Annotated in this window: 13 protein-coding genes; 9 read left to right on the forward strand and 4 right to left on the reverse strand. The window is 73.6% G+C overall.

Features of this window, described 5'->3' with window-relative positions:
• Nucleotides 1–529: 529 nt before the first annotated feature.
• Nucleotides 530–2,152, forward strand: coding sequence for a GMC family oxidoreductase (locus tag SM611_RS23195; RefSeq protein ID WP_371951992.1), 1,623 nt, complete (start codon nt 530–532; stop codon nt 2,150–2,152).
• Complete coding sequence (locus SM611_RS23200; RefSeq protein ID WP_371951993.1) at nt 2,149–2,949, forward strand: enoyl-CoA hydratase/isomerase family protein; 801 nt, start codon at nt 2,149–2,151, stop codon at nt 2,947–2,949. Before SM611_RS23195 ends, SM611_RS23200 begins: the two co-directional genes overlap by 4 nt.
• Here SM611_RS23200 and SM611_RS23205 read toward each other — a convergent pair.
• Nucleotides 2,924–3,763, reverse strand: a complete 840-nt coding sequence (locus SM611_RS23205; RefSeq protein WP_371951994.1) for a VOC family protein — start codon at nt 3,761–3,763, stop codon at nt 2,924–2,926. The two genes, SM611_RS23200 and SM611_RS23205, sit on opposite strands and share 26 nt — an antisense overlap.
• Before the next feature lie 72 nt (nt 3,764–3,835).
• A complete protein-coding gene (locus tag SM611_RS23210) occupies nt 3,836–5,092 on the reverse strand; it encodes a cytochrome P450 (protein WP_371951995.1) in 1,257 nt (418 codons plus the stop codon).
• Between the two features lie 227 nt (nt 5,093–5,319).
• Between SM611_RS23210 and SM611_RS23215 the strand changes: the two genes are divergently transcribed.
• Both SM611_RS23215 and SM611_RS23220 read left to right on the forward strand, forming a co-directional pair.
• Nucleotides 5,320–6,141: a YwaF family protein gene (locus SM611_RS23215; protein WP_371951996.1), complete on the forward strand. Its 822-nt coding sequence runs from the start codon at nt 5,320–5,322 to the stop codon at nt 6,139–6,141.
• A gap of 143 nt (nt 6,142–6,284) precedes the next feature.
• Nucleotides 6,285–7,355 carry an L-type lectin family protein gene (locus SM611_RS23220; RefSeq protein WP_371951997.1) on the forward strand — a complete coding sequence of 357 codons (1,071 nt, stop codon included), beginning with the start codon at nt 6,285–6,287 and terminating at the stop codon, nt 7,353–7,355.
• Here SM611_RS23220 and SM611_RS23225 read toward each other — a convergent pair.
• Nucleotides 7,309–8,265, reverse strand: coding sequence for a helix-turn-helix domain-containing protein (locus SM611_RS23225; RefSeq protein ID WP_371951998.1), 957 nt, complete (start codon nt 8,263–8,265; stop codon nt 7,309–7,311). The genes SM611_RS23220 and SM611_RS23225 overlap by 47 nt on opposite strands.
• A 130-nt stretch (nt 8,266–8,395) precedes the next feature.
• On the opposite strand from SM611_RS23225, the gene SM611_RS23230 reads away from it, so the two are divergent.
• The 4 genes from SM611_RS23230 to SM611_RS23245 all read left to right on the forward strand — a co-directional run bounded on the left by SM611_RS23230 (nt 8,396) and on the right by SM611_RS23245 (nt 10,998).
• Complete coding sequence (locus SM611_RS23230) at nt 8,396–9,142, forward strand: class I SAM-dependent methyltransferase (RefSeq protein ID WP_371951999.1); 747 nt, start codon at nt 8,396–8,398, stop codon at nt 9,140–9,142.
• Nucleotides 9,143–9,210: 68 nt separating this feature from the next.
• The gene (locus tag SM611_RS23235) at nt 9,211–9,582 is read left to right on the forward strand and encodes a hypothetical protein (protein WP_371952000.1); all 372 of its coding nucleotides are present in this window, start codon (nt 9,211–9,213) and stop codon (nt 9,580–9,582) included.
• On the forward strand, nt 9,579–9,848 hold the full coding sequence (locus SM611_RS23240; protein WP_371952001.1) for a hypothetical protein: 270 nt from the start codon (nt 9,579–9,581) through the stop codon (nt 9,846–9,848). Before SM611_RS23235 ends, SM611_RS23240 begins: the two co-directional genes overlap by 4 nt.
• Nucleotides 9,849–9,933: 85 nt before the next feature.
• Complete coding sequence (locus SM611_RS23245; protein ID WP_371952002.1) at nt 9,934–10,998, forward strand: enoyl-CoA hydratase/isomerase family protein; 1,065 nt, start codon at nt 9,934–9,936, stop codon at nt 10,996–10,998.
• Nucleotides 10,999–11,234: 236 nt separating this feature from the next.
• On the opposite strand, the gene SM611_RS23250 is transcribed toward SM611_RS23245, so the two are convergent.
• Nucleotides 11,235–11,879: a DNA alkylation repair protein gene (locus tag SM611_RS23250; RefSeq protein WP_371952161.1), complete on the reverse strand. Its 645-nt coding sequence runs from the start codon at nt 11,877–11,879 to the stop codon at nt 11,235–11,237.
• A 179-nt stretch (nt 11,880–12,058) separates the two neighbouring features.
• On the opposite strand from SM611_RS23250, the gene SM611_RS23255 reads away from it, so the two are divergent.
• Nucleotides 12,059–13,576 (forward strand): FAD-dependent oxidoreductase, encoded by a 1,518-nt coding sequence (locus SM611_RS23255; RefSeq protein WP_371952003.1) that lies wholly within the window; start codon nt 12,059–12,061, stop codon nt 13,574–13,576.
• Nucleotides 13,577–13,580 lie beyond the last annotated feature (4 nt).

Here is a 13,580-nt window from a genome sequence, read left to right on the forward strand (position 1 = left end):
CATATTGGGAGGAACTCCCCGCTTTGGCTGCAAGCCCCTCCACAGGGAGCACTCCGGCAGAACATCTCCAATGCCGGGATCTCGGACGTCACATCACACCATTGCAACCCGTGGGTGACAAGGATTCCGGCATTGAATACGGAATCCGGACGAGAAAAGGAGGCTGTCAGCGAACCGCGCCCGAACCCTCCCCGCGTTCCGGGCCGGAATTGACGGCCGGTGCGCCTCCGGAAGCGAATTGATCATGAGCGGTAAGGAATGACCACCCCGGTAGGTCCCTGACTTCCTACAGCCCCCATTTCCGCTCGGCCCGTTCCGCCGCGTCCGGGAGGAATGCGGTGACGTCGGGCCGCTTCCACCTCGCCGGCGACGGCGTCGAGCGGGCTCGGCCGCGCGATCCCGGGCGGCCCTGCCGGGTCGGGCGCCGCCGCCGGACGGCGGGCAGTGCCGGGCGGCCGTGGTAGAACGTGTTCTAGATTTCTGGAATAGTGACTGGACACGTGTCCGACGAAAGCGCCTGGAGGTGCTCGTGGTCCGAGCCGATTACGTCGTCGTGGGCGCGGGCAGCGCCGGCTGCGCGGTGGCGCGCCGCCTCGCCGAGAGCGGGGCGAGCGTCGCGGTGCTGGAGGCCGGGGGCCGGGACACCGCCCGCGGGGTGAAGAACCTGCTGGAGATCCCCGGAGCGGTCGCGGTCATGCTCTCCACGCCGCAGCTGAAGAAGCTCGTCGACTGGGGCTACAAGTCGGTGCCGCAGACCTCCGCGTGGGGGCGGGTGATCCCGCAGACCCGCGGCAGGGTCCTCGGCGGCTCCAGCTCGGTCAACGGCATGCTGTTCGTGCGCGGGAACCGGCAGAACTTCGACGACTGGGCCGCGGACGGCGCCACGGGATGGTCGTACGACGACGTGCTGCCGGCCTTCAAGCGCATGGAGGACTGGGAGGACGGCGCGGGCGAGGTGCGGGGCGCCGGCGGCCCGGTCAGGGTACGCCGCCAGAAGGACCTCACCGACGCCTCGCGCAGCTTCATCGACGCCGCGACCGACAGGCTCGCGGTCCCCTTCCTGGACGACTACAACGGCCCCGAGCAGGAGGGCGTCGGCGTCTTCCAGCTCAGCGCCGACCGGGGCGTGCGCTACTCCGCCTCCCGCGCCTACCTGCGCACCGACCCGCCGGACAACCTCCTGGTGCTGACCGGCGCCACGGCGTCCCGGATCGTGGTGAGCGGCGGCCGGGCCACCGGCGTCGAGGTCACCGGCGCCGACGGCGACCGGCAGGTGATCGCCGCCGACCGGGAGGTGATCGTCTCCGCCGGGGTGTTCGGCTCGCCCAAGCTGCTGCAGCTGTCCGGGATCGGGCCGGCGGCGCTCCTGCGGCGGCACGGCATCGAGGTGGTCAGCGACCTGCCGGTGGGCGAGAACCTGCACGACCACCTGTTCGTCCCGATCTCCTTCCGGATGGACTCGGCGCTGCGGCGGCCGACGCCCGCGTACTTCATGCGCGGGCTCGCGCAGGCCCGGCTGCGCCGATCCGGCTGGGCCAGCGGCTCGCAGTTCGAGGCCACCGGCTTCGTCCGCAGCTCGCTGTCCGGCGCGATCCCCGACCTGCAGCTGCACGCGCTCTACTGGGTCTACCCGTTCCCCAACCAGGACGGCGACAAGGCGGTGCGCCCGCCCACGAACAAGCCCGGCCTCAGCGTCTTCCCGACGCTGATCTACCCGGAGAGCCGCGGGACGGTCCGGATCGCCGGCCCCGACCCGTCCCTCCCGCCGCTGATCGACCCCGCCTACCTCACCGCCGGCAAGGACGCCGAAGTGCTCCTCGAAGGGATCTCGCTCGTCCGCCAGGTGATGGCGGGAACCGGCGACAACGAAGGCGAGATCCGGCCGGGGCCCGACTACACCGACCCCGGCGAACTGCGCAGGCTCCTGCCCAACATCGTCCATTCGGTCTACCACCCGGTCGGCACCTGCCGGATCGGATCGGACGAGCGCGCCGTCGTCGACCCGCGGTTGCGGGTCCTGGGCGTGGAGGGCCTGCGGGTCGCCGACGCGTCGGTCATGCCGTCGGTGACCGGCGGCAACACCAACGCGCCGTCGATCATGATCGGTGAGCGCTGCGCGGACCTCGTGCTGGGGACGGAGGGGGAGCGGTGAACACGGACGCCCCGATCCTGCTGGCCGAGGACGCCGACCGCGTCCGGACGATCACGCTCAACCGGCCCGCCGCGCTCAACGCGTTCAACGAGGCCCTCTACGACGCGCTCACGGACGCGCTCCTCGAAGCGGCCGAGGACCCCGCGGTCGCGGTGGTGCTGCTGACCGGCAGCGGACGCGCGTTCAGCGCGGGCACCGACCTCGTGGAGATGGGCGAGCGCATCGCCGACCCCGGCTTCACGCCCGGCCGGCACGGGTTCATCGGCCTCATCGACGCGCTCGCGGAGTTCGACAAGCCGCTGATCCTGGCGATCAACGGGCTGGGGCTGGGCATCGGGCTGACCGTCATCGGGTTCGCCGACCTCGTCCTGATGTCGGACGAGGCGCGGCTCAAGACCCCGTTCACCAGCCTGGGCGTCGCGCCCGAGGCCGCGTCGAGCTACCTGCTGCCCCGCCTGGTCGGGCGGCAGAACGCCGCCTGGATCCTGCTGTCCGCGGAGTGGATCTCGGCGGCCGAGGCCAAGGAGATGGGACTGGTCTGGCGGGTCTGCGAGCCCGCCGCCCTGATGGCGGAGGCGCGGCGCGCCGCGGTCACGCTGGCGGGCCGCCCGATCTCCAGCCTGCGGGAGGTCAAGCGCGACATGACCGCGCCGCTGCGGGAGGAGATCAGGAAGGCGCGGGAGCGGGAGAACGACGGCTTCGTCCGGCTCATGGGCGGCCCCGCCAACGCCGAGGCGCTGGCGGCGTTCGCCGAGGGCCGCGACCCCGACTTCACCTCCCTGCCGCCGGGCTGGTGAGGCCCGCGGAGCCCGCCGGCGGCTTCGGGGCGATGACGCCGAACCGGACGCCGACCGGGTCGGTCATCAGGGAGATCGTGCCCTCGGCGATCGTGGTCGGGGGCAGCCGGACCCGCGCGCCCATCGCGGTGGCCTCGGCGGTCGCCGCCGCACAGTCGGGGGCCTCGAAATAGGGCGTCCAGTGGCTCGGGTGGCCGGCGGGCCACTGGCCGCCCATGGGGACCACGCCGGCCACCAGTACCCGCCCGGCGCTCCAGCGGGTGTAGGTGAAGCGCGGGTCGTCCAGCTTCTCGGCCGACCAGCCGAAGACGGCCCCGTAGAAGCGCTCGGCCCGGTCGACGTCCCGGCAGGCCAGCTCGACCCAGCGCGCGGCCGAGCGGTCGCCGATCACCGTCGTGTCCCCGGACGCCCCCGGCTGCCAGACGGCGAACTCCGCCCCCTGGTCGTCGGCGAACAGCGCGATGCGCGCGATGTGCGCGACGTCGACGGGGTCGACGCGCAGGTGGCCGCCCGCGGCGAGGACGGTCCCCACGCTCGCGTCGACGTCGTCGACCCGGAAGTAGCAGGTCCAGGACGGGGGCTGGGTGTCGTCCGTGAGGACCTGGAGGCCGGCGACCCCGCTCTCCCGCTCGCCGTCGGTGAAGACCTCGTAGTCGCCCAGGGCGTCCGCGTTCAGCGTGTAGGAGCCCCAGCCGAAGAGGCCGCTGTAGAACTCCTTCGACGCCCGAGGATCGGGGCTCGCCAGATCGGCCCACGACGGCATTCCATGGAGGTCGACGTAAGCGCGTCGATACCACCCGGTCGCTTCGCCCATATCTCCCAGGCTAGGGCGGACACCCCATGGGAACGGAAGCCGCGGTCCTGAGCGGAGCCAAGAATCCCGAGGTCAGGTGCGTGCCCGGCGCGGCTCCAGCCGCATCGGCAGGTGCCGGATCCCGGTGTGCTTGTTGGACCTGACGCGCTCCACGGGCCCGGTGACGGCGAACTCCCCGACCCGGTCCAGCAGCGCTTCGAAGACGACCCGCATCTCCATCCGCGCCAGGCCGGCGCCCAGGCAGAAGTGCGGTCCCCGGCCGAAGGCGAGGTGCTGGTTGGGGGAGCGGCGGACGTCGAAGGAGTCGGGATCGGTGAAGACGGCGGGATCGCGGTTGGCCGACGCCCACCACAATGTGACCTTCTCCCCGGCGCGGACGGCGGTGCCGGAGATCTCGGTGGCGGCCGTGGCCGTGCGGCGGTTGTAGGGGGTCGGGGACGTCCACCGCAGGATCTCCTCGATCGCGGGGCCGAGCAGGGCGCGGTCGCGGGCGAGCTCCCGCCACGTCCCCGGCCGTTCGGCCAGCGCGAGCATGCCGCCGGCGACGGCGTTGCGGGTGGTCTCGCTGCCCGCCGCGATGAGCAGGCTGAACACCATCTGCTGCTCCATGGGGGTCAGCGGCTCGCCGTCGATCGTCGCGGTCGCGGCCACCGACAGCAGGTCGTCCCCGGGGTCGGCGCGCTTGCGTTCGAGGAGCTCGCTCCCGTACGCGTACATCTCCGCCGCGGCGCGCTCGCTGATCTCGCTCATCTGCCCGAGGTCGCGGTCGGCGTAGTCGAGCGTCGCGTTGGCCCAGCCCATGAGCCGGTGCCGGTCCTCCTGCGGGACGCCCAGGAGCTGCGCGACCGCCTGCAGCGGCAGCTCCGCGGCGACGTCGACCAGGAAGTCGCACTCGCCCCGCTCGACCGCGGCGCCGACGATCTCCGCGGCCCGGTCGGCGAGGTCGCCGGCGATCGCGGCGAGCGCCCGGGGCGCGACGCTCCCCTGGAAGAGCCGGCGGAACTTGGCGTGCCGCGGCGGATCGGTCATGTTCAGCAGCGTCCCCGGTGCGAGGCCGGGCGGCAGGTCCTCCAGCAGGGTGCCGCCGCCGTCGCGCACGGCGGTGCCGTCGGAGGAGAAGGCCGCGGTGTCCGCGGCGGCGGCGAGGACGTCGCGGTAGCGGCTCACCACCCAGAACCCCTCGCCGCCCGGCGTGTGCCCGGTCGGCGGATGCCACCAGACGGGCGCCTCCCGGCGCAGCCTGGCGAACACCTCGTAGGGGAAGCCGTCCACGAACCGGTTGAGGTCGGTCAGGTCGATGTCCGGAGGCGATGCGGTGTTCACGGCCATGGCCGGCTCCCCCGGGCGTCGGTGGACCACGCTGGAATACTAGAACGTGTTTCAGTCATGGTCACCCCGTCCGGCGCCGTCGTCCAGCGCGTCCGACCGTGGAGCGGGCGGCATGTCGATGCCGACCCGTCCCTTCTTCGAGGTGAGCCGGGTCCGCGCCGCCCGGGCCGTCTGCCGGACGGCGCGTGCACGCGGCCGGTGCCGGGGCGGCGGGTTAGCATCACCGGATGTCGCGCACTGGGGCCGGTGAATTCGTCGCGTACGGGCCGTCGCATTGGGCGGCGCTCGGCCTCTTCGCGTTCGGATGCGCCGGGCTGGTGCTGCTCGGCCGGGCGCAGCGGACCGGGCCGGACGGCGGTCCCACCGAGCGGGCGAGGGGCTTCGGCCAGGCGTACGCGCTGGCGATCGTGTACGTGATGATCGGCACCCAGGTGCACGCGCTGCTGCCCGGGCAGTGGCGCATCGGCGGGTCGCTGCCGCTGCAGCTGTGCGACCTGGCATGGCCGACCGCCGTCGGCGCGCTGTGGACGCTCGGACGGCGCTGGTTCGCGCTGACCTACTACTGGGGGCTCACGCTCTCCGTGCAGGGCCTGCTCACCCCGGCGCTGAACGGCGCGGACTACCCCGGCATCGACTACCTGGGCTTCTTCGGGATGCACCTGATGATCGTGTGGGCCGCGGTGTACCTCACCTGGGGCCTCGGGATGCACCCGGACTGGCGCGACTACCGGTTCGCGGTCGCCGCCACCGTCGTCTGGGCCGTGGCCACGGCGGTCTTCAACGCGATCGCCGGCACCAACTACGGGTACCTCAACCGCAAGCCCGGAACCGCCTCGGTGCTCGACCTGCTGGGACCGTGGCCGTGGTACGTCCTGGTCGAGGCGGTGCTCATCCTGGTCGGCTGGGCTCTGATCACCTGGCCGTGGACCCGCACGGGCGGGACGCGCCGGCCCGGCGACCGGCCCGGCGGCCGACCCGGCGGCCGACCCGGCGGCAGGACGCCCCCGCTTGCCGAATCATGGCGACGGCATCGCCGGTCGAAAAGGTGACACGCTTTTCGGTGATGATCTGATGTGAATGCCGCCATGAGAGCGGCAACTCGGCGAGTCCGCCCGGAATCCGTGTTCCCATTGGTTCGCACGATGGACGGTTTTCGAACTCGCGAAGAAAGAGTCGACATATGAGACGTGGGGTGAGCCGCGCCGTAGCGGCGCTCGGAGTGGTCGCGGTGGTCGCGCCCGCCGGATACACGGCGGCGGCGGAACGGCGTCCCGGCACGGTACTGGTCGGCGAGCCGTTCACCGGAGCCACCGCGGACTCGCGCTTCGTGGGGTACGGCGCCGCCTGCCTGACGGGTGCGCGCCGCGGCGGGGCGGTCGCGGAGGGGACGAACCACCCGCTGGGCGGCTGCCACCCGCGTCCGGCCGGGCCCGTCCCGCCGACCGGTGCCGCGCCGCGCGGCTATCTCCAGCTCACCGACGCCCACGTCGAGGAGACGGGCGCCGTGCTGTTCGACTCGCCGGTCCGGGCGCGGGACGGCCTGGAGGTGACCTTCGAGCAGTGGCAGTACGGCAACACCACGCGCGAGCCGGCGGACGGAATCTCCTTCTTCCTCACCGACGGCGCCGTCCGGCTCACCACGCCGGGCGCTTTCGGCGGAAGCCTCGGTTACGCCCAGAAACTGCCGGACGGGAGGCCGGGCAACGATTTCGTCCCCGGTGTCGACGGCGGCTATCTCGGTATAGGGCTCGACGTCCTGGGCGACTACTTCGGGGACGGGGAGAAGCGCGGGAACGGCTGCGAGCGGCGTTCCCCGGCCGGGACCGCGTTCCGGCCGCCCCCTCCAGGCCCCAACATCGTGACCGCCCGCGGCCCCGGGAACGGCGTCGACGGATACTGCGTCCTCGACGCCACGATGGGCAACAGGACGGCCCGCGGGCCCTGGCCGTCGACGCTGCCCGGACAGCTCCACGGCGCGCTGAGGACCATGCCCGCCGGCGTCACGCCGGCGCGGGCCGAGAAACTCCTGGAGCCGGTCAAGCGGACCGTCCGCGTCACGGTGACGCCCGGACCGGACCCGGTGGCGTCGGTCGACATCGACTTCGAGGACGGTGACGGCTTCCAGCGGGTGCTGCGCTTCCCCGCCCCCAAGCCCGTTCCGAGGACCGTCAAGTTCGGATTCGCCTCGTCCACGGGACCTCTCACCGACGTGCACCTCATCCGCCGCGTCGTCGTGCGCTCCGCGCCGACCCCGGACCGCTGAGCTCGGCGCGGCGCCACCGCTCCGGGGTGATGCCGTAGCGGCTCCGGAACCGGCGGACGAGGTAGGCGGCGTCGCGCAGGCCGGTCCGGGCGGCGACGGCGTCGAGCGGCAGGTCGGTCTCGCGCAGCAGGCGCCGGACCTCGATCATGCGCCGTTCGGTGATCCATTCGAGCAGGGGGCGGCCGGTGCGCCGGCGGAGCACGGTGGTGAGATGCCCGGGGGTGTAGCCGAGCGCGCGGGCGACGTCCGCGGCGGAGACCGGTTCGCGGAAGGTCGCCTCGATCTCGGCGAAGACCCGCTCGGTGAGCGGGTCCGGCCCGCCCGGAGCGGACGGCGCCAGCCGCGCGGCAGCGACCAGGAGCCGGGTGAGCGCGGCTTCGGCGGCCTCGCGGGCGCCGAGACGGCCCGGGTCGTCGAGCTCCCCGGCCAGGTCCGCCAGCAGCGCCGACCAGGCCGGCCGGTCGGGTCCGGCGACCCGTCCGTTCCCCGCGCCGGGCGCGAACAGGGCGAGGAGGGGGTGGTGCGCCCAGGCCAGCGGGGAGACCGGGGCCAGGGCGGGGACGGCGTCCGGCGTGAACGCGACCGACCACGCGCGGCCGCGGGCGAGCGCGGCGACGGTCGTGACGTCGACGGCCTGCCCGGGTGACACGGCGTGGACCTCGCCGGCGCGCAGCCGCCGTTCGGCGCCGTCGATGGCCACCGAGCCCGAGCCCTCCTCGACGTACACCAGGACGAGGAAGTCGTGGGCGTGCCGGTGGTCCGGAGGGAGGCCGGCGTGGGCGTCCGCGGCGTCGAAGCGGATCACCGAGACGGGAGGCAGGCCGGGGCGCTGCCGGTAGCGGTAGACGGGCGTCCCGTCGAGCCGTACCGTGCGCAGGCCCGCCCGGACGCCCTGCGAAGGGGCGACCAAAGAATGTCCTACGGCGTCCAACGTATGTCCTGCTCCATGTCCGTGAAATGTCCAAGACTGGGAAGTGACGACACCGAGTCTGCCACGGCCATCGCGGGCGGGCTCGCCATCGAATCCGCAAGGGGGACCCATGGCGGCTTCCGGCCACGTGCGCATCATCGACCAGCGGACCCCGGAGGAGCGGGACCGTCCGTTCCTGCCGGGCGCGGGCAGGACCTGGCTCCTGCCGTTCTACGACGTCCTCACCCGGTTGGGCGGCGTCCGCGCCCTGCACGAGCGCGCGGTCCGGATCGCCGGCGTCGAGCCCGGCCAGGCGGTGGCCGACGTCGGCTGCGGCACCGGCAACCTGTCGTTCGCCGTGCTCGCGGCCCGGCCGGACGCGCGGGTGACCGGCCTCGACCCCGACGGAGACGCCCTGCGCAGGGCGGCGCGCAAGGCGCGACGCCGCGGCGTCGACCTGACCCTCGTGCGGGGATACGCCGACCGGATCCCCGCCGAGGACGCCTCGCTCGACCATGTGGTCTCGGCGCTGGCCCTGCACCACCTCGACGACGACGGCCGGAGCGCCTTCGCGCGCGACGCCCTGCGCGCCCTCCGGCCCGGAGGGAGGATCACCATCGCCGACTTCGGCGGGGCGTCGTCCGATACGGGGGACGAAGGCGACACCGCGCACGAGCACGGCCCGGCCCACGCCCTCCGGCACCTGCCCCGCCCGAGGCGTTTCCGGGCGGCGCTCGCCCCGGTCGCCCGCGACCGTGACGACGGCATCGTCGCGCTGCTCACCGAGGCCGGGTTCGGTGACGCCCGGGAGGTCGCGCACGCCGACCACAGGTTCGGCCGCGTCGCCTTCGTGCAGGCGACCCGCCCCACGACCTGAGACGCTCGCGGCGCCGACGGCATCAATGCTTGATTGACAACGGATCGTTGATGCCGTGGGATGGCGGCATGCCTTTCGACGAACAGGAGCATGCCGCGCAGCTCGCGGCGCACCGGCGGACACTCGAACAGGAGGGTGGAGCGGGCCTGGCAGCGCGGCCGTGGCAGCGGGAGGGGCAGCCCGCGAGCGACGCCGACCTCGTTCGCCTGGCCGCGTGGAAGGCCGCCCGGCCGGACGTGAGCCCGCAGGTCGTGGCGGCGGGCCTCGGGCTGCTGTCCTCGGCGCGGGCCGAACTCGACCAGGCCGAGGCGGGCCTCCTGTTCGCCGCGCGCGCGGCGGGCATGACGTTCCAGCAGATCGGGGCGGCGCTCGGGCTCGGGTCGGGGCAGGCCGCCCAGCAGCGCATGGCCCGGGTCCTGGCGCGCCTGGAGCAGCCGTGACCGTCCCGCTGCGGGAGGCGGGCGCCTCGTGCGGGGCCAAGGCGGCGACCCTCGGCAGGCTCTCCGCCGCCGGGCTGGCGGCGGTCAAGGAGCGCCTGTCCATGCGCCTGGCCAGGTTCACCGGCTACCACGCCCGCTTCACCGCCGCCGTGGCCCGTGCGCGGGACGACCCGTCCTGGGTGACCGCCACGGACCGGGACTCCGCCCATCGCGTCTGGTTCGAGCTGCACGAGGACCTCCTGGCCACGCTCGGCAGGCCCCGCTGACCTCGACCGGCGCCGACGAGGCGCCCCCCGCGTCGCGGCGTATACACTCCGGCCTCGCGGAGCACGATCAGCGAGGAGGCGGGCGATGAGCGGACCACCGCGCGTCCCACTGGCCGGACTCGCCGACGGGGACGTCGTGCGCGTCCCGCTCCTCGGCGAGGACGGTGCGGTACGCGATCCGCTCGTCGTCGTGGACCTGGACGACGAGCCGGGCGCCGAAGCCGTGGAGCGAGCGGTGCGCCACGCCCGTGAAGCCGACCGGCTGCTGATCGGCGTGCTCCCCGCGGACTCCCCGGGGAGCACGCCGCACCGCGATCTGCTGGACGCCCTCGACCTGACGCTCACCGCCGCCGACCGCGACGCCGGCCGGCCGTCGGTCGCCGTCCCCGACCCCGAGCAGGCGCTCCGCGACCTCTCGGCGGCGGTGGCCCGCAACCCCCAGGCCGCGCTGGTCCTGCGGGACGTGCTCAGGACGACCCCGCTGCTGCCCGTCGAGACCGCGCTCGACGTCGAGTCCTACGCCTACTCGACCCTGCTCGGCGGTCCGGAGTTCGCGCGCTGGCTCGCGGCGCGCGGGCCCCGCCCGCCGCCGCCCGGCGCCGGCGATCCGGTCCTCGTCGAGCGGACCCCGGACGCCGGGCTGCGCATCACCCTGAACCGGCCGGAACGGCGCAACGCCTACGGGCGCCAGGTGCGGGACGCCCTGGTGGACGCGCTCCAGATCGCCGTCCTCGACGGGGGAGTGACCCGCGTGCTGCTCGAAGGCGCCGGCCCCGCGTTCTGCGCCGGCGGCGATCTCGACGAGTTCGGGACCACGCCCGACCTCGTCACGGCCCACCACGTCCGGACGCGCGGCGGCGCCGGGCGGCTGGTGCACCGGCTGCGCGACCGGATCGAGGCCCGCGTGCACGGCGCCTGCGTCGGCGCCGGCATCGAGATACCCGCGTTCGCCGGGACGCTGGTCGCCCGTCCGGACGCCGTGTTCCGGCTCCCGGAGGTCTCGATGGGACTGATCCCCGGAGCGGGCGGCACGGTGAGCGTCCCGCGCCGGATCGGTCGCTGGCGCACGCTCTACCTCGCCGTGACCGGTACCGCCATCGACGCGTCCACGGCGGGCGAATGGAACCTGACCGACGGCTGCACGGCATGACCACAAGCGGCGGCGAGGGTCGACAGGACCCCGCGCCGGCTGGGATGAACCAGACCCGGATCGCCGTCGACGTAATGGTGGCATCACGGCGACGCCGTACGAGCACGCGGGCGGACACGAGGGCCTTCGCAGGTTCATCGACGTCCACCGCCAAACCGCACCCGCTGCGCGAGGTCCCCCGCTGGGACTGGCCGGCCCCGGCGGTCGAACCGGGTTCGCGGTAAGGGCGCCGACCCCTATTCGGCGTGCTGCCGGCGGACCATCTCGTTGATCCAGGTGGGCGCGAACGGAGACGTGCAGTTCGGGGGAGTGGGGTAGTCCTTGAGCACTTCCAGGCGCTCGCCGATCTCGATGGCGCGAGCGCGGTGCCCGGGGTGGTCGATGCCGATCTGGGCCAGGCAGTGGTTCATCGCCCACTGCAGGCGCTCCGGGGCGTCCTTCATCTCCGCCTCGATGACGTCGAGGAGACCCGGGAGGTCGAGGCCGCCGGGCTTCTTCGCCACGCGTTCGGTGGTCAGCGCCCAGCCGGCGCTCGCGACCACCGGGTCCGGGTCGGCGAGCCAGGACAGGCGCAGCTCTTCCGCGTGCGGGCTCTTCTTCACCACGTAGTTCACGAGCCAGTCGTGCACCTTGGGCGTGCGCGCCTCGCGCAGCATGGCGTCCAGGTCGTCGCGCGTGAACGCCTTCGGGCGGCAGATCAGGAGTGCCAGCAGCCTCGCCGCGGTGTCACCGGTCTCCCACAGCCGGCCCGCGAGTTCCTGCTGGGTCTTCAGCCGCTTGGCCACCGCGCGGAGCCTGCCGAGGTTCACGCCGTGGTCGTCGCCGTGCCGCTCGTTCACCGCGCGCGCCTTCGGGTCCTCCAGTCCGGCGAGCTCGGCCATCACCTCGGCCACCGTCGTCTCGGCCACCTCAGCCTCCCGTCCGCCACGCGTGCCGGACCCAGCCTATGACGGGGGCGGGGGTTCCGCCGGGCGTCCGGCGGACGCTGTGCGGCGGACGGTTGACGCGCCCTCGCCTCAATCATACATTCATCCATCATCTGTATGAATGGAGATCGCGGATGCGGGCTGGGACGGCCGTGGTACTCGGCGGCAGCGTGGCGGGACTGTGCGCGGCGGGAGTGCTCGCGAAGCACTTCGGCACGGTGATCGTGCTGGAGCGGGACCGCCTCCCGCCGGACGCCGAGCACCGCCGCGGCGTTCCGCAGAGCAAGCACCCGCACTTCCTCCTCAACTCCGGCCGCCGGGCGATCGGCGAGATCTTCCCCGGCTTCGAGGAGGCGCTGATCGCCGCCGGCGGCATGCACCTGATGCCGTCGATGGACGCGGCCTACTGCGAGAACGACGGCTGGGCGCCGCGCAAGTCCGGGACGATGACGATGGTGTACAGCTCCCGGGTGCTCATCGAGCGGGTCCTGCGCGACAAGGTCCGCGAGCTGCCGGCCATCGAGATCCGCGAGGGCGTGACCGTCACCGGGCTCCGGTCCAGCGGAGGCGGCACCCCGCACGGGCGCGTGGAGGGCGTCGAGTACCGCACCTCCGACGGCGCGGGCCACCTGGCCGCCGACCTGGTCGTGGACGCCCTCGGCCGCGGGTCGTCGGTCGTCGACTGGCTCGGCGCGGACGGCTGGTCCGCGCCGCCGGAGAAGACCCTCGACGCCAAGGTCACCTACACCTCGCGGTGGTACGACCTGCCGCCCGCCGGCCGGCGCCCGGAGTCGTGGTGGTGGAAGCACCTGGTCGTCACGCCGACCCAGGACACCGGCGACCACCCCGAGGAGCACGAGTTCCTCAGCAACTTCTTCCCGATCGAAGGGGACCGCGCCATCGTGTGCATGGGGTCGTGGGGGATCCGGATGCCGCGCGAGGCCGGCGCGTTCGAGGAGGCGGTGGACCGGGTGCGGGCCGCCGCGTTCGGCCGGGCGGCCCGCGCCTGCACGCCGACCTCCGAGGTGCACCTGACCCGTTCGACCGGCAACAAGTGGCGCCGCTTCGACCTGCTGGACGTCCCCCCGGTCGGGCTGGTCTGCGTCGGCGACTCGATCTGCGCCTTCAACCCCTTCTACGCCCAGGGGATGAGCTCGGCCGCCCGGTCCGCGCTCATCCTCGGCGAGCTGCTGCGCGACCGCGACGCCGTCGGCCTCGCCTTCACCCGCGAGTTCCTCGCCCGGCAGAAGAAGTCCCTCGACGTGCCCTGGATGCTCGCGATGGCCCGCGACCAGGCCTACGACTTCGCGACCGGGACCGAGGTGGCCGCCCCCTGGCGGCGCCGGCTGGCCGCCCGGTTCAGCTGGCCGATCTTCAACGCCATCAACGCCGCGAGCCGCGAGGACGCCTACGTCGAGCAGACGTTCGCGCAGGTGTTCAACCTCGACAAGTCGCTCCGGGAGATGGCCGCCGACCCGCGGTTCTGGTTCGGGATCGTCCGGTACCGGGTGCGCGAGAAGCTCGGCCGGACGGTCGTGCCCGGCGGCTTCGACGACCGGGAGGACCCGCCCGGCACCGACTACACCGGCTACACCGGCCCCGGGCGCGCGCCGTCCGCGGGACCCGACCGCGGCGACCTCGTCGGCGCCTGAGCAG

Source organism: Actinomadura monticuli (assembly GCF_041463655.1).
Taxonomy (GTDB): Bacteria; Actinomycetota; Actinomycetes; order Streptosporangiales; family Streptosporangiaceae; genus Spirillospora; species Spirillospora monticuli.

Coding starts and splice junctions, on each gene's coding strand:
- SM611_RS23205 (WP_371951994.1), bottom strand. CDS start 3,763: ATGGGCGAAGCGACCGGGTGGTATCGACGCGCTTACGTCGACCTCCAT.
- SM611_RS23210 (WP_371951995.1), bottom strand. CDS start 5,092: ATGGCCGTGAACACCGCATCGCCTCCGGACATCGACCTGACCGACCTC.
- SM611_RS23215 (WP_371951996.1), top strand. CDS start 5,320: ATGTCGCGCACTGGGGCCGGTGAATTCGTCGCGTACGGGCCGTCGCAT.
- SM611_RS23230 (WP_371951999.1), top strand. CDS start 8,396: ATGGCGGCTTCCGGCCACGTGCGCATCATCGACCAGCGGACCCCGGAG.
- SM611_RS23235 (WP_371952000.1), top strand. CDS start 9,211: ATGCCTTTCGACGAACAGGAGCATGCCGCGCAGCTCGCGGCGCACCGG.
- SM611_RS23245 (WP_371952002.1), top strand. CDS start 9,934: ATGAGCGGACCACCGCGCGTCCCACTGGCCGGACTCGCCGACGGGGAC.
- SM611_RS23250 (WP_371952161.1), bottom strand. CDS start 11,879: ATGGCCGAGCTCGCCGGACTGGAGGACCCGAAGGCGCGCGCGGTGAAC.
- SM611_RS23255 (WP_371952003.1), top strand. CDS start 12,059: ATGCGGGCTGGGACGGCCGTGGTACTCGGCGGCAGCGTGGCGGGACTG.